Origin of the sequence: Paenibacillus tuaregi, assembly GCF_900086655.1 — a bacterium.
Lineage (GTDB): Bacteria > Bacillota > Bacilli > Paenibacillales > Paenibacillaceae > Fontibacillus > Fontibacillus tuaregi.
Genome location: NZ_LT575476.1, coordinates 1,877,829 through 1,894,729 on the forward strand (window position 1 = coordinate 1,877,829; position 16,901 = coordinate 1,894,729).

Here is a 16,901-nt window from a genome sequence, read left to right on the forward strand (position 1 = left end):
AATAAAGCCCTCCGAAAAGGGCGGTCAAATTACTTCAGGAATTTCTTCTTCTGTTCCCGGTAGGCCTTGAGGGCGGCTTCCATGACTTCAATCTCATCTTGGCTATATTTATCCGGGCCGCCATAGAAGGCGATGCCGGTCTCTTCATGGGTCGGCTTGGGACTTGGAGTCCGTCCGAGCAGGTAGTCCGCATCCACATCCAGGATATCTGCGATGGCCGATAAGGTTTCGGAATCGACCGTGCGCTTGCCGGACTCGTAATGTCCGTATCCCTGCCGTGTCATCCCTAATTTATCAGCCATATCTTGGTGGGTCAAGCCCTTGGACAGTCTTAATTGTGACAATCGTTCCGTAAACACTTCATCACCTCGCTTACTACTATTATACCCTATATAAATAGATAAGCAACAATTAGTTTCTATTTCGTGTTGACAGAAACAATTTGTTGCGTATAATAAAAAGTGTCAGGAAACAAATTGTTGCCCAAATAAACTGGATTGGGGATGCATATACAATGAAGAACAATGGACATGCTCTGCAATTAACTTATGAACTGCCGGCTGTGAATAAGGAAGCGACCCGTAAACGGGTGGAGGAAGAGCTTGAGACGGTCCGCATCTATAAACGTATTGGAATCATCCGCCGGGAGGTGGGAACCGTTGGCAGGTATGAACCAAGGGTCCACGGCTCCACGAACCTCGTAAGCAAGACAACGGAGAACACGGCTGTCTGGAATGTGGATCGTGAGCAGGTTATGGAGAAGAAGGTCGTTATGCTGGATAAAGCGCTGATGTGTCTGAACGAAATGGAACGGGAGCTGATTCGGCTGAGGTACTTGGATACGGATGATACTTACGATTATCTCGTCTGTGGAGATCTGGGCGTAAGTGAGCGGAAATACCGCAGAGTCAAGGCTCAAGCCATGTACAAGCTTGCGCTTGCCCTTAGGTTGGAGGTGCTGGCTTAAGCTGGAGAGGTTGGGCTGGGTTGAGAGCAGTAGGCAAAGGCACAAGGGATAAAGCGGTTATTGAGCGAAGCAGATGAATTTGATAAAACCTTAAGATCGAACAGCCGCTTGTGGGGAGGGTTAGAGGATAAAATGGGGCGTTACTAGATTCTTAAGGCTCTAATTGTGAGATACCTCTTGCTTTTGATATAGGACTTAAAAGTATGGACCAGTTGAGCTTGGATCAACTGGTTTTGTTATTTCCAGTAGTGTTTTTTTCAGGGAGAGAAGACGAAAGATCTAAGGTTTGGGGGGAAGATACAACACAGCAGATGATGAGTGGCTGGAACTTGAGGATTTTAAAAGGTGGAATTGCGGACATTCCGGGAGCAAATACATACAAAAGGTATAACTCGAACAACACCGTGCAGCCGAGTTGCCAGCGAAATACGGCATCGAATGCTCGTGGCCGGAAAGTGGCCGCTTCTTGGCCGGAAGCTGGCCGTTCATTAGGCAAAAACGATGTTATAGTTATATCATCGGGAAGTTAAGCAAAGAGATACCGAAGGCGCACATGCCCTTATTGCACAGCCGGCTCTATACGAGAGTCCGGCTATTTATTTTACCGCGGTCATCATCTGCGGCTTCCCGTTCACCTTGATGGAGAAAGGAGCTGAATATGAGAGGAGTCATTAAGCAAAAGATCAGTATGGCTGTTCCCGAGTTCGCGGGACGAGTGTATGATGTGGATGCCGCATTAAGCCTGCCACTTCCACTGTGTATTGTGAAGCAGGGGGAAGAGACGGTGGAATCCCCATGGACTGGGTACCGGAGATATTTCGATGTGATTCCATATGGAGCCGGAGGATTCACCGAGGTGGATCAGCTGTCGGAACAGATCATTCGGGCGCTTAACGAAGAAGTGCTGACGTCTGAACCGGGGCAATCCATCACGTGTATCTATACGGGAAATGTAGGTGGGGATATGGTGGATACGGAGCGTAAAGCTGCGGCACGCACTTTAAGATTCTCCGTGATGAACCCTTCTTCGAACCTGCTGCCCAGCGATCCGGAGGACCCTTGGTTAACGGGACTGCAGAGTTGGACAGAGGGCATTCTTGGTCATGAATGGGCGGTGTATTCCGGCTGGTGGCCTTCAGGCTATAAGAGGCCCTGTGTATTGTGGAGACTTACGGGCAGCGAGTTGAAAATGACTCAATCGTCTGGTCTGGAAAATGAGCACCGATTCTCTGTTCATGTGATCGGGCGAAGCCCTGAAGAAGAACAGGGAACGGTCAGAAGGCTGCTTGAAGCGATTGGAGGTCAGGTCAAGCTGCCGCTTGAAGCTGGTGGAAAGAGGTATGCGGTAGTGCGTGAATGCACGGCAAACCCTCAGGCAGACCGGATTGCTGCTGGACAGCTCACTGTTTTGTTATCCATGAAGACAGGCCGGACCTTCCCCGAGGAACCGCTTATGCAAAAGATTTATTATAAACCCAATCCTGAACAAATGAGGTGAGTGGATATGCTGCGAAAAGCAGACAGAGCGGCTAAGGCAACGGCTGCGGTCGAACAGGCAGGCCTTAGCGAAATGGAAATTCAATATTCAATTGAGGAGCTTTCGGAGAAATCCGAGGCTCTTTTTCATGTCAAGCCAGAAGTTCTGGCCGGTGCGCTGTATGGCACAGCCCGGGAGAAATACTCCGTATTGGAATCCGCCGAATTGGTACAACAATTTTTGAAAGCGAAGGTGAAGTGAAATGGCAGGAGGAAATTGGTCAACTACGGAAGGACAAGTCCTTCCCGGATTATATATGAATTTTGAAGCTGCAGCTGCATCGGCGATTCAGCCCGGCAGCCGTGGGACAGTTGTCATTCCCGTCAAGGCGAACTGGGGACCGGTTCGTGAATTCGTGGAAATCGGGAGTGAAGCTGCGATTCGTGAAGTGTTCACAAGCGGTGACATGGGTGGTGCAACAGCTTTTACCTCTCTATATTTAGCCCTGCTCGGGGGTCCGAAGAAGCTTCTGGCTTACCGGTTAGCGGACAGCACAGCTGCTCCAGCCTCGCTCACTCTTCAGGATGGCAAGGCCGAAGTTCTTAAGCTGGAGGCAAAATATCCAGGCAGCCGGGCTAATCAGTTCAAAGTAACAGTGCAGCCAAGCCTTGGTGACAGCTCAGTGAAGGAAATGAAGCTGTATGAGAACACCACGCTGCTGTATACCTTTGGCATCGGAACAGGCCAGGTGGATGCGGTGGTAGATGCGTTGAATCAACATCCATCGAACAAGTGGGTTACTGCTGTGAAGCTCGCCGAGAGCCAGAGTCCGCTTGCGAATGTGACGGATACTGCTTTTACGGGTGGAGTCAGCGGCATTAGCGGAGTTAAGAACAGCGATTATATTGAGGCGCAAAATGCTTTGGAGACCCGCGAGTTCGATGTGCTGTCCCTGGACGGCGTGACGGACACAGCTCTGCTCCAGAGCTTTGCGGCTTGGCTGAAGCGGGTACGCAAGGAAGGCAAGAAGGCGATTGCCGTATTTGGCGGTGCTGCTGCAGATGACAATGCAGCGGATGCAGCAAGCAAGGCAGCTGCCCGTTCCGCACTGTTCAACCACGAAGGTATCGTGAATGTGGGAACCGGTGTGGTGTTTGGCGGCACGGAATACAGCTCCGCCCAGACAGCCGCTTATGTGGCTGGTTTGATCGCGGGTCAGAAGCTGAATGAATCGACCACCTATTCGGCGGCGCCATTTGAGGACGTAACCCGCAGATGGACACGTTCCGAACAGGAAGTGGCTGTGAAGAATGGGGTGTTCCTGCTCGTTCATGATGGCCGCCAGGTCAAGGCGCTACGCGGCGTGAACAGTCTGATTGTGTCGGGTACGGGACAGAACAGTGCATGGAAGAAGATTCGTACCATCCGTGTGCTGGATGCCATAAACGCCGATCTTCAGCGTTCGGCTGAGGAAACCTATATCGGTAAGGTGAACAATACAGCGGAAGGCCGCCTGGCGTTGATTGGGGCATGCAAGGAGTATCTGCGTCAGCTGGCTTCCAGCGGTGTGATTGAATCCACCGGATTTAATGTTGAACTGGACCCGGATTATTATGGTCCGTCGGCTGCCCATAAACCGGAACCGGACCAAGTGTATCTGCGCTGGAATGCCAAGCTGTCTGATGTGATGGAGCAGCTGTTTGGAACATTTTACGTTCAATAATAACTCTTGAGGGGATGAGAAAATATGTTGGATGCATCAAAAATTATTCTTGGAACATACGGTCAGGTTCATATTGACGGAGTCTGGCAGACACATATTAACAAGCTGGAAGCCAGCGTGGAGATGGAGAAGCGTGAGCTGAATCTGTGCGGCGCCGATTGGAAGGTTCATAAGAACGGGATTAAGAAGGGCACAGGTACGATGAGCGGTTATAAGATCACCTCGGATATGATCAACCGGGGATTCACCAAATTCGAAATTATCTCCAAGCTTGCGGACCCGGAAGCCTACGGCTATGAGTCCGTTAAGCTGATCCGCTGTTCCCCGGATAAGATCCAGCTGGCGAACTGGACGGCCGGCGAAGAGGTGGCTGAGGAAACCACGTTCACCTTTGAGGGGTATGAGCTGGTAGACCCGATTGTTGCCAATTAATTGGCAGGCATTGATCATATAAGTTGAACTTAAGAATTACCAATAGGCAAGAGTGTGAAATATTCAACATTTCATACGGCTTCCTTACGTGTAAATCAATAGTTCATCTTATAAGCTGCAAGATAAGTAACTATATTAAGCCGGAGGAAGATAACCATGACCTTAAATGAAAACTTAAGTGAAGAGCAAATACTGGACAGCCTCTTTGAGGCGGCGAACAAGCTGCCTGAAGAGGCTGTATTTATTCAGCGTCTGGATATGAAGCTGGTGCTGCGGGGACTCACGTCCAGCAAGGTCGATAGTATCCGCGAGCGCTGCACGATCCGCAAAACCGTGAAGGGCCGGGCTGAGGAGAAGGTGGACACTGAAGTGTTCAACGCGTTGCTCATCTCGGAAGCCACGGCGCAGCTTGAAGTCAAAGGACTTCAGCTCAGCGGCTGGGGCGATTCCCGTATTGTCAGCCGCCTGAAGCTGTCCGGCGGCGATCAGGCCGTCCGCCGCATGCTGCTGGCCGGAGAACTTGACGCTGTGGGCGACAAGGTGCTGGAGCTGTCGGGCTTCGGCGTGTCGATTGAAGACCTAAAAAACTGATTCACTCCGGCGGAATGACGACGATGCTGTACCACATGTGGTCGCGGCATCATCTCCGTCCCGGAGTGTTCTGGACGCTGCCGCAGGGAGAGCGCAAGCTGCTGCTTGCCTTCTCCGAGCTGGAGCTGGATATGCTGGCGGGGAGTAGCTCGTAAAGAAGGGGGTGAAGAAACCAATGGATAGAACATCAAATATCCGGTTAAAACTTGACGCCGGTTCACAAAGTTTGATCAAAGGCAATCGTGAACTCAAAGCTATGGACAAGTATTTGGATTCCATTCAGAAGCGGGTTAAACAACTTGGGCGAGTGCAGCTTATGTCTCAGGTTAATATGATTGACCGAATGACCCAATCTGTGAAGAACCTGTCAAGAGCATTGGATCAGGTGCATTGGAGGTATCTGGTGAAACCAGCAGTATATAAGATTGTTATAGAGGAAAAGACACGAAAAATAACACGAAATTTTGTTAGAAATACCTTGCCCGCTACAATAACTCAGGAAAAAAGTAATTTGGTACAAGTACCGAAGAACAAAGAAGCTAATCAAAAGTTAAAAAGTAAGAAGTTGGCGGGGCCAAACAACTTATGGTCACTGGATTCCTATAACAATAACTTCGGAGAAAGTAAACCTGATTTTAAGAAAAAGTACGTAAAGCCAACCATTCAGTCTAGGAGCAACCTTGGATCACTGGAGCTGCTTATAGATTTAGGTAATAAGTTTGGGTACTCTGATTCTAAAAAAGAAGAGCCAAATTCTCTATGGTCGGCTTTAACATCATTTGCAGCATTGGAAAGTAAGCTAAGCGATGGTTGGAACTATACAAAGTTATTTTCCCAGTCAGTTGATGGGATTTATAAAACTTCTGGTGGGGCAACAAATACTAATACTCCAGGGTGGTTTAAAAAGTCAATGAACTTCTTGGAACAGGCCGGACCACCGACCGCAAAGTTTCTGGATAAAACATTCAAAGTAGTAGGTATTAACACCTCTATAATGAATGTTCTGAATTCTAAAACAAAGAAAGAAACATTTGAGAATGCTGGAGGAGAAATTTTAAAGTTTGCTTACTCAGCCACTTTAGCGAAATTTTTAAAAATACCCCAATTTGCTTTTAAATCTGCCCTAACTACATCTATAGATATAGCTGGTTCGAAACTGGTCGAACAAATTGGGAAAGGAATTGGTGGCACAATTTACGACATTGGTGGCACAGTATACGACGATGCTGCTAATTTCGAAAGAAATGCTCCAACTACAGTTTATGGTATGAAATTAGCTTTAAGTGAGATTGGTAATTATTTTTCTTCACTAGGCAAGGACGTTTCCAGTTTCTTTTATAAAGAACCACCAAAGGTAGGACCACATGCAGTTTTAAATCCACCTTTTTCTAAGGTAGATAGCTTCGTGGTCAATTCGGGCAAGCCTTTGAATAGACAATATCCTAGAAATTTCGAAAGAGAGTTTTTTGGCACAGTACCTAACACAGTTGCTTTGTCTGTAAAGTCGTTTTTCCCTTTTAAGAGCACGAAGTTCAATCCTTATTCAATCACAGATCCAAATCCGAATAACATTAGGTTGGCACCGAAGAAACTTTCTCCAGAGCAAGTTGATAACTTGGTAGGTTATTTGAAGAAAGACAACCAAAAGAAAGAATCTGCAACCGTAAATATGCCAGCCGGGGCTATTCAAGTAATTGTTAATCAAGGGGTAAAAAGCCTTGAAGAGCTAGTAACAGAAGTAAGTAAAAAATTCCATATAGAGTTTAAAAAGACCATGCAGAACAGCAAACCCAAATTTTTAGCCAATTAGATGCTGGAGGTGAACTATGATTTCCGGTATGGAATTTAGTCTAACGGATGGGAACGGGGAGAAATTTGTTTTTCCTGTGAATCCTGAGGAAGTACAGATTACGCGCGAGCGGGGATACGATACGGTATCCCTGTTGTCGCTGGGAGATTTTGATTTTCCGCAGGGAGAGAGGGTGAAGGAGATCACCTTCTCTTCTTTTTTTCCAAGAGAGTATAACGAGAGCTACTGCAATTACAATCCCGTGCCTGATCCGCAGACGGCGATGAACAAGCTGACGACCTTTATGCACAGCAAAACTCCGCTGCGGCTGATCATTACAGGCACCCAGGTGAATGTGCTGGTCATCATCACTTCTCATAACTCCACCTTCCGGGGCGGGGAGACGGGGGATGTGTATTTTGACCTGACGATGCGGACTTGGAGAGACCTGAAGGTGGGCAGAATCAATACAGCAGCTGGAGGTAAGGGAGCGAGCACGAAGGCAAGCAGACCCGATCTTAAGAAAACACCTAAAACCTACGCCGTCAAACCCGGAGACTCGCTCTCCAAGATCGCTAAGCTGCAGCTCGGTTCAAGCTCCCGCTGGAGTGAGATCTACAAGCTGAATAAACAGGTTATTGGGAAAGATCCGAATAAGATCAAGGTCGGACAGAAGCTGGTGATGCCATGAGCGGCGGCAGGCATGAGGTGAATTATAAAGTCATTTTGCAAAATAAATACGATCTCACCCCACTCGTGGAGAGTATTTCTCTGCGGGACTCGCTGGATCAGATCGCTTATCAGGCGACGATCACTCTCGTTGTCAACGACAGTCTTCCCGCTGTTGATCCGGGGCAGGAGATACGGGTAAGCGGGATTCCTTTTGGCGGAAGTGGGATGGTAACGCTGCTGCACCCGGGTGTGGTGTGGGAGTGCGAGAGCTCCGGCAGCCCGAAACGGCTGACGCTGACGGTATATGATAAGACCATTTATCTGGACCGGTCCGAGGATGAATATCTGTTCCCGAAAGGGCAGACGGCGAATGAGCGGATGCGCAAATATGCGCAGCATTGGCATATTCCACTCGACAAAAACATGCCTGACACGAAGACCAAGCTGGGCCGGGCCATGTACCGCACTCAGACCATCTATTCGATGATGACAAATGACCTGAGAGAGACGGCAAAGCTCGGCGGTGATTTGTTCCACCCAAGGATGGTGTCCAGCGGGCTTACGCTGTACAAGCTAGGCTCGAATTCAAAGGTCTATGTACTTGAAAATCCTACGGAGGCGTCCCAGTCCAGAACACTGGAGGGTGCGGTTACCGAGGTGAAGGTGCTCGGCACGTCGGACAGCGCCGGAGAAGAGACGCCTTCCAAGGTGCTGGCGATCGCCAAAGGGCAGACGGACAAGCTGGGCACATTGCTGAAGATTGTCCAGGACGACTCAGTCAAGACAGAAGCCGCCGCCAAAAAGCTGGCTGCCAGCAAGCTTGCAGGCGTACAGCGTCTGCTTACGGTGACAGGACTGGATGTGAATACGATCCGTGCTGGAGATGCGGTAATGCTGAGCGGGCAGCGTCTAATTGTAACTTCGGTCAGCCGGGAGCTGAAAAGCGCCGGAACGATGACCCTGGAGCTTGCTCCCATGGATGATGTGAGAAGGAGGTTTTATCTTGAGTGAAGATGCTTTTGGCTCCCTTGCTTCTCTTGTGAATACGGCAATGTCGGCACACACCAAACAGGCCCTGAGCGGCACGGGAGCTGTGCTGGGAACGATAACCGCCGGGGGGCTTAAGCTTGATGATTTCAAACATGAGATCCCAGAATATCTGGTGGCTGAGCTTCCGGGAACATTAAAGCTCCCGGATTTTGCGATTTCCGGCTCCGTGGAGGGGCTTCGGGATAGTACGGGCGGGGGGATTGATGGTCAGGGGAAGTTTCAATTTGCCAAGACGGACATTGAGAAGACGCTTTTAGATGTGAAAAAAGGCTTTCAGCCGGGCGACCGCGTCCTCGCTTTTCGCCTGAACGGCGGGCAGGATGTGGTGGTGCTGTGTAAGGTGGTGAATGGACATGCCTAATCTTTTTCCGTTAGAGAGTGAGTTCACGGAAAATGAAGCTGTGGAAGGATCTGCTGACGACAACGTGATGTTCGGCCGCAGCTGGAGATTTGATTATGAAGCCGGGGAGTTTATTATGACTCCGACTGGCAAATTAGCCGTGGCGGATGAGCAGGAAGCTTGGATTCAGTGGTGTATGAAGGTGATCCGTACGCCGAGGTATCGTTATCTCGTGTATTCCCGCGACTACGGCCATGAGCTGGAGGATTTGATCGGCTCTGGCGTGTCGCGAGCGGTCTATGAAAGCGAGATTCAGCGCATGATTGCTGAGGCGCTGATGACCGACAGCCGAACTGAGCGAGTGGATGGTTTTGCGTTCACTTGGTCTGGTGGGACATGCTCGTTCACCTGTAAGGTGTCCAGTGTAAGGGATGAGCAGGTGACTTTACAAGGAAGTGTGGTGATCTAATGGCAGAGCTGCCTTTATATTTGGAGGATCAGACTGAAGAAGAAATTATGCGGCGGATGCTCGCACGGGTGCCCTCTGATTTGGACAAATCGGAGGGTTCTTTTATGTGGGATGCCGCGGCTCCTGCAGCGTTTATGCTGAGTGAAGCTGCGGTATGGGCACAGCAGGTGCTTGAGCGCGGGTTCGCTCAGACGGCCTACGGTGAATACCTAGACTTGCGCTGTGCGGAGCACGGGGTGGTCCGGCGTGAGGCGGTGGCAGCAAGGGGTGAGGTGACTTTTACCGGGAAGCCGGGGACACTAGTGGCTGAAGGGACGGTCGTCGCAACCCCGGCGGATGAGTTGTCACGCGAGGTGTCTATTGAATTTGCGACTGCGGCGGATGCGGTCATTGGGGATGAGGGTATTTGCAAAATCAGCGTGCGGGCAGTAGCCGCTGGGAAAAACGGAAATGTTCCTGCGGGGACCATTACCGTGATGACCACATCGCTTAGTGGGATCACTTCGGTGGTCAACGAAGCCGAAACCAAGGGAGGTGCGGACGTGGAATCCGACGCTTCGCTGCTGGAGCGGTTCTACGGCAAGGTCCGCAGTCCGGGTACAAGCGGGAACAAAGCCCAGTACACCCAATGGGCGTTCGATCAGCCCGGAGTTGGCGGCGTGCAGGTCCGTCCGCTCTGGAAAGGGCCGGGGACAGTTGGCATATATCTGCTGGATGTGGACAAAAGAGCCGCCAATACCGAGACGGTCGCTGCCGTTCAGAAGTATATTGATCCGTCCCAGGACGGTCAGGGACTTGGAGCCGCTCCGGCTGGTGCGGTGGTTACGGTAATGGCGGCGGAAGAGGTGCCTGTTAGCATCCGTGCGAAGCTTACGCTGGCTAGTGGAGCTTCACTCGGTTCGGTGAAGGCGATGATTGAGAAAGGCGTTCGCGAGTATTTGAAAACGGTGGCTTTTGCCGATCCGCTCGTCCGTTATACCCGCATTGCCGCTGTTCTGCTGGATCTCTCCGCTATCATCGACTACGCCGATCTGACGGTAAATGGCGTGAACAATACGAACCTGCAAATCTCACCGGGTCAGGTAGCGGTGCTGGGAACGGTGGATGTATATGAATGATTTTGCGATGAAGAGTAAGCGCGGGAAGGAAATGCTCTCCTTCCTGCCGGGGTATTACGAGACATCCCGGGTGATGAAGGCGGACATGGATGCCAAGGGCGCGGAGCTGGACTCGCTTTATGCGGCGATGGACGAGACGCTGGATCAGTTTTTTGTGAAAACAGCCACCTGGGGGCTGGGACGTTGGGAGGCTGAGCTCGGCATTCCTCCCGAACCGGGCAAGCCGGTCGAGCAGCGCCGAGCGCTGGTTGAGTCCCGGCTCCGCGGAGCCGGGAATTTCACCGGCCGCCTCGTGAAGAACGTGGCGGAATCGTATGACGGCGGGACGGTGAACGTGACGTTTGCGCCGGCGGAGTATTCTTTTACCATCCGGTTTGTGGACACGATTGGCATCCCGCCGAATCTGGAGGACCTGAAGGCTGTGATCGAGGAGATCAAGCCGGCGCATATGGCGGTGGAGTATGAGTTCAGCTACCTGCTGATCCGCGACATTGAAGGGATTAAGACGCTAAATCAGCTGGAGAAAATCCCATTATCTAAATTTGCAGGAGGTGTTTGATTTGCCAAGCAGCACACCAAATCTAGGGTTGCATAAGAAGGACCCGGTAACAGATGGAAACGAGACGTTTAATATCAAGACCATGTTGAATGACAACTGGGACAAGATCGATGCGGCGGTTGGTGGGATCAAGGTGGATATCCCTGACGCGAGCTTGACGAGGAAGGGGAAGGTTCAGCTGTCCAGCAGCACGAACGGGAGTAGTGAGAGTCTGGCCGCTACGGAGAAGGCGGTGAAGGTGGCGAAGGAAGAGGCGGCAGTGCAGTCTAAAGCCTACACCGACCAGCAAATCAATCTTGTAACAGAAACAGGCATACCCAAATTGGTTAGCTATCCGCTTCTGGTGACAGCAACGACCGATAATCAGACTTCATTTGAGATTCCGCTCGATACCTTCGACTCAAACACAGATACGCTGCTAGTGTCGATAAACCGGGCGACTCTGGATGCTACGCAGTACACTGTTACGAATACAGTTCGGGAGGGTTCCGGGAAGGTGACTCAGCGGGCGAAGCTCAATTTGTCGGAAGGCATCTCGAAAACGTCCGAGGTCGCAATGGTTGTGCTTAAAAACGTGCCAATCGGTGCCGAAGGTGCGATTAACGGTGCAGTGCTGGCTGAGGGCAGTGTGCCGATCAATCGAGTGAATGGGCTAAGCGAGCATTTTTCCGATTATGTAAGGCAACCAGCGTTTGCATCCACAACGGGAACGTCTACGGCCTATGTAGTATCCTTGACGCCTGCTCCTGCAAGCATTCCGACAGGTTTCGGGGTAACGATCGTGCCACACGTGGATTGCGGAGCTAACCCAACGCTTAATATTAACGGACTAGGTGCGGTGGCGTTAAAAGACCAGAAGGGCGTTGCTTATACGGCCGGCAAACTTAAAGCGGGAATGCCGTATACTTTCCGCAAGGTGGGTACGGATTTTTTGGCAGATAGCGCGGGCGGATCAGGTACCGCTATGGCGGGAGACGTTCGCGCGGGTAAGACAGCGGCTGTGGATACGGGGGATATTACGGGTGCGCTCATTACCCAGTCAGCTACCGCACAGACAATAACGCCTGGCACTACGGATATTGTTAAACCTGCGGGTATCTACGATGGGACTATAACTGTAAAAGGAGAAACAAATCTAACTGCGGGAAATATTAAGAACGGGGTTACAATGTTTGGAATTGCTGGAACACTCAAACCGAGTGTTTATGGCACGACGCAGCCGACATACAGGTCAACTATTAGACTCCCCGCTAATCAGACATCTAATCAGTATAGTTCTGATATTGTGGTGTTCCCGGCTGGGATTAGTACTATATCTTTAAGCAATAATGGTAGTTTGAATAATAATACAACAGTTTCGTCTGGAAGTGATAACACCTACTCAGGTTTATACTTGAAGTGGGGGGGGAGCTATAATCAATTGATCGAAGTTGCTGGCGGTTACCCAGTGGAAATTTTTTCCATTCAAATTGATTTGCCTGCAAAGGTTGCAAATGTAATTTATCGGGTTGGTTCAAACTATGGAGTTAGAACGGTGTTAATTTCTCCTAGTACTGGGGCGATTAGCTTAGTACATGGGTACAAAAATTTGGATACTGTGTATTCTTTTGATGTAGCAATTCGATTTGAGAATAGTTTTATCATTTACGCATAAAGGAGGTTATTTAGTTATGAGACATGTAGCATACGAACTTATGAATGGGTCTGCAAATAAGGGAATGTTATCGCAATAATTACTAACGCTTATCCTGATCAACGAAATTGTACTATGATTATTTATCACGCGAGACGATAGGAAACCAAAGTGAATTCGTTGGTAAAGGAAAACACCAACTTGAAGCAAGCCGTAGCAGATCTCACTAGGACCCTTACTGCAATAATGAGCTGAAGAAAGAGAGGATAAATCCAAATGACAAAACGAATTACTCTGCAAGAGATGGATGAGAGCACAGTTGCTCTAATTAAGACCGGCCTATTCGGGACAACGAACAATAGCGGTAACGCGTACTCAGTTACGGTATCATCGGATATTACGAAGCTTGAACCGGGATTGCCTATTCGAATACTTATCAACGTTGACAGCACCGGAGCACCAACGCTTAATGTGAACGGTCTTGGTGCAAAACCGGTTCTTAAATCTAACGGCAATGCGGCAAACTTTAAATTGGGTGGGCTATACACGGTTGCTTGGAATGGCTCAACGGCTTTTATCTTACAGGGTGAAGGGGGGGAGTATGGAACGGCGACCGCTGCGGATGTCCTAGCTGGTAAGACAATTGGGACGGATTCGGGTATAGTATCAGGATCAATGGTCAATCAAGGCGCAAAAGTCTTAACGCCGTCAACTTCAAATGTTCCTATTCCGGCAGGTTATTATAATGGAAGTGGATATGTAGCTGCGTATACACCGGGGAAGCGGTTTGCGCGCGGGATAGCAACGACAGATAGTTATAGTCATTTTGCTGTTACGGGATTAGCATTTAAACCAGGAACGATTATTTTTGAAATGGATTCAGTTGTTGGTTATGGGGCAGTGTTTAATGTCCATGCTATAACTAACTCGCCTACAGCGTCTCAGTCCATCATGGGATTTTATTACGAGGGGCATAATCCCTTTATTCATTATGTGGCACAATTTAACTCAAACGGGGCTGTAGGGATTGTAACCGGATGGGGTTCAATGATGAACGTTCGTTGGATGGCATTTGAAGAGTAGGAGGGGAAGATGAATATGCAAATAGGACGTAAAATTTACTTTGACAATCGAACCGGGGAAGTTCTTCAGGATACAGGCGAGCGCGAAGGTGATGTAATTGAAACAACTAAAGAACAGGATTTTGCTGTTTATAAATCGCTTAACGAGAGAATCTCTGAAACTGTTGGAATGCTTCAACTTGAATACGGCGAATACGCCCGAGATTTTGCAGAGGGATTCCTGGAGCGTATTGATCCAGTAACCAAAGAGCTTAAGTTTCGTTATTCTGACCCTAATCATCTCGGAGGAGTTACAGAGCCGCAGAAACCGCTGACAGAGCAGGTAACCGAACTCAAGCAAGCCATTGCGGATTTATCAATGACCATGGCAGCAATGATGGGCTAGGAAGGAGGTTAGAAATCATGACTTTTACCAAGGATAGCGGGTTGGTTAAGGTATGGGTTGGCTTTGTTATGACGGGTGCGTACACTATCACACAGGTACCGAAGTTGTTTAATCTCAATGAAGTTGTCGCGGAAGTCGTTAACGGAACAGTGCAATAGTAAACAGAGACAGCGCCGCGAGGCGTATTTTTTTCGCCCCCACCCGGGGGCACACCACCTAACTACCAATATTTAAGAGAGGGGCGAGAAGATGGGGCAAGAAGAGATGAACAGTCTGAAGGATCTACTCCCACTCGCCGAGCGATACGGCCTGGCCGTTGTGCTGTCGTTCATCCTGCTTCTCGTCGTTGTGGTCATCATCCGGATGATTATCCGGGGGGATCTGGTGCCGCGCAGTCTGTTGGACAAGGCGGAGGAGGACCGGGACCGGCTGCAGGCCATCCTCGATAAGGAACGGGAGGGGTTCATGACACCGCTGCTGGAAGTGGTGAAGAACCTGAAGCAGCAGGACGGATCGGATCACAAGGGAGGGTAACACGTGTTGAATCGTATTTTGCAGCGGCTTTTTTCGGCCCATCGTGAGAAAAACAGGGAACTGAACTATGCGTCCAGCCGCATCAGCTTGACCATTGCCAGATACAAAAGCGCATCAAAGCAGCTTCAGACGGAAATCGGGCGCAGCCACTATGCTCATATTCCATCACCAAATGCACCTCAAGAACTGCATTCGGACAGAGTTCACTAGTGCCTTTGTGCCCTCGATGTGTATTCTAGTCTGGCTTATAATTTTCGTGAAGATCGATCAGTCTAGAACACAACGTATATGCTCGACCACATTCTAACGAACACCCGTCGTTTAGTTCATATATTAACTATTTTCACGGTCTCAGAAAGGGGAGAGTTGATATGCAACCCCGCAGTCAAAACAGCGCCCAAGGCATTGACGTCAGTCATTACCAAGGCGTCATTGATTGGAACAAAGTGAAAGCGAGCGGCATAACGTTTGCCTTTATGAAGGCCAGTGAGGGCAAGTCCTATCGGGACAAGCGCTTCCTGGAAAATGTAAAAGGAGCCGCAGCCTCAGGCCTTCTCACCGGCCCGTATCATTTTCTCAACGCCCGGACTCCTGAAGAGGCCGGAGTAGAAGCCCGGAATTTCGCCGCAGCCATTCAGGCAGCCGGAGGTCCGGGCTGTTTTGCACTTCCGCCGGTGCTCGACTACGAGAACAATCCCGGCGGCCTAGATGATGAGCAGATCACCGGGATCGCTCTCGCCTTCCTGCGCGAGATTGAGCAGCTGACCGGACGTCGTCCGATGCTGTACACGGGGAATTCTTTTGCCGCCAAATTCGGCCCGGCCTTGTCAGGGTACAAGCTGTGGATTGCGAGATACAGCAGCAGTAAAGTGCCAAGCGATGTTCCTGCATGGACGAGATGGCATTTCTGGCAGACGAGCAGCAAGGGAAGCGTGCCTGGCATCCAAGGAAATGTGGACCTCAACGTATATGCCGGGACGGTGCAGGAGCTAAAGAATGAGTTTATTTTGCCAAAAGGAGATAATTCCATGCCTAATCCAAATAACAAGGATAAAGAATCACCGAACCCCTCTTCCCCAAGCAGTCCGGAACCTGTTCCCCAATGGAAAGAAGAAGGCCGCAAATGGCTGATCGCCAACGCGGGAATCCATGAGAACTGGAAGCCTGGGGACCATGTGGACATCGGGACACTTGGCACGATCCTGGCGAGACTGTACAATTCACCGAAATAAAGGAGCTGTCCATATGAATAATGAGATTTTAACGAATGTCCTATCTTTTGCCTCGGTACTGGCTGTGTTTGTGCTGGCGCTGGTGCAGCTGGTCAAATCAACGATAGATATCCCCAAACGACTTATCCCCCTAAGCGGGCTAATCATCGGGCTGGTTATTGGGGCAGCCGCATATCCTTTTACAGAGCTGACGCTCGTGCTCAGGTTGTGGGCGGGAGGGCTTGCAGGGCTGTCGGCAACGGGATTGTTCGAACTCGCATTTAACAAAAGTAAGCCCACAGATCATACAAATTCAGCTGGCCGCCCTTAAAAATAAACAAGCCATCCTTATAGGATGACTTGACATTAACAATATAATAATTTGGGCTTGTCCAGGGAACTTTCCCACAAGTTTATTTTGGTCAAAGGGGCGTACACCCAGCCCACCGGGACTTCAAGGGCATATGGTAGGGTAAGTCAACTATCAAGGAGGAATTTACAAATGACCAGTGTCGTTGGAGGTATGCCAGAAAAAAAACCAGGGCCGGCCTACACTTCCCCAAGTTACACCAGCCCTATGCCTAGCTATACCACTCCCCCTATACAGGTAACCGGTGTTGTATATGAGGGACACACCACCATGCAGAGTGTCCCTTACCATCACCACCATCATCATTGCCCTCCGGTGCATGAAGCTCCGGTGTGTCACGCGCCTGCACCAGTTTCGTCCCCTTGGAACTCTACAGGCTACATTCTCGTCCTGTTCATCCTGCTGGTTATAATAACGCGGGGCGTGTGGGTTTAGAAGCCGCAGCCGTTACTGCGGTTGCTCATGAAGCGGGCCCTATCAGGCCCGCTTGGCTGTTTCT

At 49.9% G+C, this 16,901-nt stretch carries 24 protein-coding genes and 1 pseudogene; 24 read left to right on the forward strand and 1 reads right to left on the reverse strand.

Annotated features, from left to right (window positions below; translation table 11 throughout):
* Window positions 1-29: 29 nt before the first annotated feature.
* Window positions 30-359 carry a helix-turn-helix domain-containing protein gene (locus BN6628_RS08420; protein WP_082926844.1) on the reverse strand — a complete coding sequence of 110 codons (330 nt, stop codon included), beginning with the start codon at window positions 357-359 and terminating at the stop codon, window positions 30-32.
* Window positions 360-514: 155 nt separating this feature from the next.
* On the opposite strand from BN6628_RS08420, the gene BN6628_RS08425 reads away from it, so the two are divergent.
* The 24 genes and pseudogenes from BN6628_RS08425 to BN6628_RS26600 form a co-directional block, all read left to right on the forward strand.
* Complete coding sequence (locus BN6628_RS08425) at window positions 515-967, forward strand: ArpU family phage packaging/lysis transcriptional regulator (protein WP_068616433.1); 453 nt, start codon at window positions 515-517, stop codon at window positions 965-967.
* Window positions 968-1,170: 203 nt separating this feature from the next.
* Complete coding sequence (locus tag BN6628_RS08430; RefSeq protein WP_068616435.1) at window positions 1,171-1,497, forward strand: hypothetical protein; 327 nt, start codon at window positions 1,171-1,173, stop codon at window positions 1,495-1,497.
* 128 nt (window positions 1,498-1,625) lie between these two features.
* Window positions 1,626-2,465, forward strand: a complete 840-nt coding sequence (locus tag BN6628_RS08435; RefSeq protein ID WP_068616437.1) for a hypothetical protein — start codon at window positions 1,626-1,628, stop codon at window positions 2,463-2,465.
* Between the two features lie 6 nt (window positions 2,466-2,471).
* Window positions 2,472-2,705: a YqzN/YkzM domain-containing protein gene (locus tag BN6628_RS08440; protein ID WP_068616439.1), complete on the forward strand. Its 234-nt coding sequence runs from the start codon at window positions 2,472-2,474 to the stop codon at window positions 2,703-2,705.
* A gap of 1 nt (window position 2,706) precedes the next feature.
* The gene (locus BN6628_RS08445) at window positions 2,707-4,167 is read left to right on the forward strand and encodes a phage tail sheath family protein (protein WP_068616441.1); all 1,461 of its coding nucleotides are present in this window, start codon (window positions 2,707-2,709) and stop codon (window positions 4,165-4,167) included.
* Window positions 4,168-4,191: 24 nt separating this feature from the next.
* On the forward strand, window positions 4,192-4,599 hold the full coding sequence (locus tag BN6628_RS08450) for a phage tail tube protein (RefSeq protein ID WP_068616443.1): 408 nt from the start codon (window positions 4,192-4,194) through the stop codon (window positions 4,597-4,599).
* A gap of 156 nt (window positions 4,600-4,755) precedes the next feature.
* Complete coding sequence (locus BN6628_RS08455) at window positions 4,756-5,190, forward strand: phage tail assembly chaperone (RefSeq protein ID WP_068616445.1); 435 nt, start codon at window positions 4,756-4,758, stop codon at window positions 5,188-5,190.
* A 23-nt stretch (window positions 5,191-5,213) separates the two neighbouring features.
* On the forward strand, window positions 5,214-5,345 hold the full coding sequence (locus BN6628_RS26825) for a hypothetical protein (protein ID WP_262363151.1): 132 nt from the start codon (window positions 5,214-5,216) through the stop codon (window positions 5,343-5,345).
* Window positions 5,346-5,365: 20 nt separating this feature from the next.
* Window positions 5,366-7,000, forward strand: coding sequence for a hypothetical protein (locus BN6628_RS08460; protein ID WP_068616447.1), 1,635 nt, complete (start codon window positions 5,366-5,368; stop codon window positions 6,998-7,000).
* Window positions 7,001-7,028: 28 nt separating this feature from the next.
* On the forward strand, window positions 7,029-7,670 hold the full coding sequence (locus BN6628_RS08465) for a LysM peptidoglycan-binding domain-containing protein (RefSeq protein WP_068622116.1): 642 nt from the start codon (window positions 7,029-7,031) through the stop codon (window positions 7,668-7,670).
* Window positions 7,671-7,687: 17 nt separating this feature from the next.
* Entirely contained in the window at window positions 7,688-8,662 is a 975-nt protein-coding gene (locus BN6628_RS08470; protein ID WP_068622114.1) for an XkdQ/YqbQ family protein, read from the forward strand.
* A 40-nt stretch (window positions 8,663-8,702) separates the two neighbouring features.
* Entirely contained in the window at window positions 8,703-9,062 is a 360-nt protein-coding gene (locus tag BN6628_RS08475) for a hypothetical protein (RefSeq protein WP_392397659.1), read from the forward strand.
* Entirely contained in the window at window positions 9,055-9,510 is a 456-nt protein-coding gene (locus BN6628_RS08480) for a DUF2634 domain-containing protein (protein ID WP_068616451.1), read from the forward strand. Before BN6628_RS08475 ends, BN6628_RS08480 begins: the two co-directional genes overlap by 8 nt.
* Window positions 9,510-10,628, forward strand: a complete 1,119-nt coding sequence (locus tag BN6628_RS08485) for a baseplate J/gp47 family protein (protein WP_068616453.1) — start codon at window positions 9,510-9,512, stop codon at window positions 10,626-10,628. The genes BN6628_RS08480 and BN6628_RS08485 overlap by 1 nt, the downstream gene beginning before the upstream one ends.
* Window positions 10,621-11,187 carry a YmfQ family protein gene (locus tag BN6628_RS08490; RefSeq protein ID WP_068616456.1) on the forward strand — a complete coding sequence of 189 codons (567 nt, stop codon included), beginning with the start codon at window positions 10,621-10,623 and terminating at the stop codon, window positions 11,185-11,187. The genes BN6628_RS08485 and BN6628_RS08490 overlap by 8 nt, the downstream gene beginning before the upstream one ends.
* 1 nt (window position 11,188) lies before the next feature.
* A complete protein-coding gene (locus tag BN6628_RS08495; protein WP_068616458.1) occupies window positions 11,189-12,841 on the forward strand; it encodes a tail fiber protein in 1,653 nt (550 codons plus the stop codon).
* A 255-nt stretch (window positions 12,842-13,096) separates the two neighbouring features.
* The gene (locus tag BN6628_RS08500) at window positions 13,097-13,903 is read left to right on the forward strand and encodes a hypothetical protein (RefSeq protein ID WP_068616459.1); all 807 of its coding nucleotides are present in this window, start codon (window positions 13,097-13,099) and stop codon (window positions 13,901-13,903) included.
* A gap of 9 nt (window positions 13,904-13,912) precedes the next feature.
* Window positions 13,913-14,287: a hypothetical protein gene (locus BN6628_RS08505; protein WP_068616462.1), complete on the forward strand. Its 375-nt coding sequence runs from the start codon at window positions 13,913-13,915 to the stop codon at window positions 14,285-14,287.
* A 17-nt stretch (window positions 14,288-14,304) separates the two neighbouring features.
* Window positions 14,305-14,445, forward strand: coding sequence for a hypothetical protein (locus BN6628_RS26400; RefSeq protein WP_187386121.1), 141 nt, complete (start codon window positions 14,305-14,307; stop codon window positions 14,443-14,445).
* 91 nt (window positions 14,446-14,536) lie between these two features.
* On the forward strand, window positions 14,537-14,821 hold the full coding sequence (locus BN6628_RS08510) for a hypothetical protein (protein ID WP_068616464.1): 285 nt from the start codon (window positions 14,537-14,539) through the stop codon (window positions 14,819-14,821).
* Between the two features lie 3 nt (window positions 14,822-14,824).
* Entirely contained in the window at window positions 14,825-15,031 is a 207-nt protein-coding gene (locus BN6628_RS08515) for a hypothetical protein (RefSeq protein ID WP_068616467.1), read from the forward strand.
* A 161-nt stretch (window positions 15,032-15,192) separates the two neighbouring features.
* Window positions 15,193-16,053, forward strand: coding sequence for a glycoside hydrolase family 25 protein (locus BN6628_RS08520; protein ID WP_068616470.1), 861 nt, complete (start codon window positions 15,193-15,195; stop codon window positions 16,051-16,053).
* 13 nt (window positions 16,054-16,066) lie between these two features.
* Entirely contained in the window at window positions 16,067-16,363 is a 297-nt protein-coding gene (locus BN6628_RS08525; protein WP_068616472.1) for a holin, read from the forward strand.
* Between the two features lie 402 nt (window positions 16,364-16,765).
* Window positions 16,766-16,837, forward strand: a pseudogene (locus BN6628_RS26600) (YjcZ family sporulation protein); the annotation flags it as partial.
* Window positions 16,838-16,901 lie beyond the last annotated feature (64 nt).

Bases quoted from the DNA above. Each gene is read 5' to 3' on its own strand.
- BN6628_RS08425 (WP_068616433.1), top strand. From the start codon at position 515: ATGAAGAACAATGGACATGCTCTGCAATTAACTTATGAACTGCCGGCT.
- BN6628_RS08430 (WP_068616435.1), top strand. From the start codon at position 1,171: ATGGACCAGTTGAGCTTGGATCAACTGGTTTTGTTATTTCCAGTAGTG.
- BN6628_RS08435 (WP_068616437.1), top strand. From the start codon at position 1,626: ATGAGAGGAGTCATTAAGCAAAAGATCAGTATGGCTGTTCCCGAGTTC.
- BN6628_RS08440 (WP_068616439.1), top strand. From the start codon at position 2,472: ATGCTGCGAAAAGCAGACAGAGCGGCTAAGGCAACGGCTGCGGTCGAA.
- BN6628_RS08445 (WP_068616441.1), top strand. From the start codon at position 2,707: ATGGCAGGAGGAAATTGGTCAACTACGGAAGGACAAGTCCTTCCCGGA.
- BN6628_RS08450 (WP_068616443.1), top strand. From the start codon at position 4,192: ATGTTGGATGCATCAAAAATTATTCTTGGAACATACGGTCAGGTTCAT.
- BN6628_RS08455 (WP_068616445.1), top strand. From the start codon at position 4,756: ATGACCTTAAATGAAAACTTAAGTGAAGAGCAAATACTGGACAGCCTC.
- BN6628_RS26825 (WP_262363151.1), top strand. From the start codon at position 5,214: ATGCTGTACCACATGTGGTCGCGGCATCATCTCCGTCCCGGAGTGTTC.
- BN6628_RS08460 (WP_068616447.1), top strand. From the start codon at position 5,366: ATGGATAGAACATCAAATATCCGGTTAAAACTTGACGCCGGTTCACAA.
- BN6628_RS08465 (WP_068622116.1), top strand. From the start codon at position 7,029: ATGGAATTTAGTCTAACGGATGGGAACGGGGAGAAATTTGTTTTTCCT.
- BN6628_RS08475 (WP_392397659.1), top strand. From the start codon at position 8,703: ATGTCGGCACACACCAAACAGGCCCTGAGCGGCACGGGAGCTGTGCTG.
- BN6628_RS08480 (WP_068616451.1), top strand. From the start codon at position 9,055: ATGCCTAATCTTTTTCCGTTAGAGAGTGAGTTCACGGAAAATGAAGCT.
- BN6628_RS08485 (WP_068616453.1), top strand. From the start codon at position 9,510: ATGGCAGAGCTGCCTTTATATTTGGAGGATCAGACTGAAGAAGAAATT.
- BN6628_RS08490 (WP_068616456.1), top strand. From the start codon at position 10,621: ATGAATGATTTTGCGATGAAGAGTAAGCGCGGGAAGGAAATGCTCTCC.
- BN6628_RS08500 (WP_068616459.1), top strand. From the start codon at position 13,097: ATGACAAAACGAATTACTCTGCAAGAGATGGATGAGAGCACAGTTGCT.
- BN6628_RS08505 (WP_068616462.1), top strand. From the start codon at position 13,913: ATGAATATGCAAATAGGACGTAAAATTTACTTTGACAATCGAACCGGG.
- BN6628_RS26400 (WP_187386121.1), top strand. From the start codon at position 14,305: ATGACTTTTACCAAGGATAGCGGGTTGGTTAAGGTATGGGTTGGCTTT.
- BN6628_RS08510 (WP_068616464.1), top strand. From the start codon at position 14,537: ATGGGGCAAGAAGAGATGAACAGTCTGAAGGATCTACTCCCACTCGCC.
- BN6628_RS08520 (WP_068616470.1), top strand. From the start codon at position 15,193: ATGCAACCCCGCAGTCAAAACAGCGCCCAAGGCATTGACGTCAGTCAT.
- BN6628_RS08525 (WP_068616472.1), top strand. From the start codon at position 16,067: ATGAATAATGAGATTTTAACGAATGTCCTATCTTTTGCCTCGGTACTG.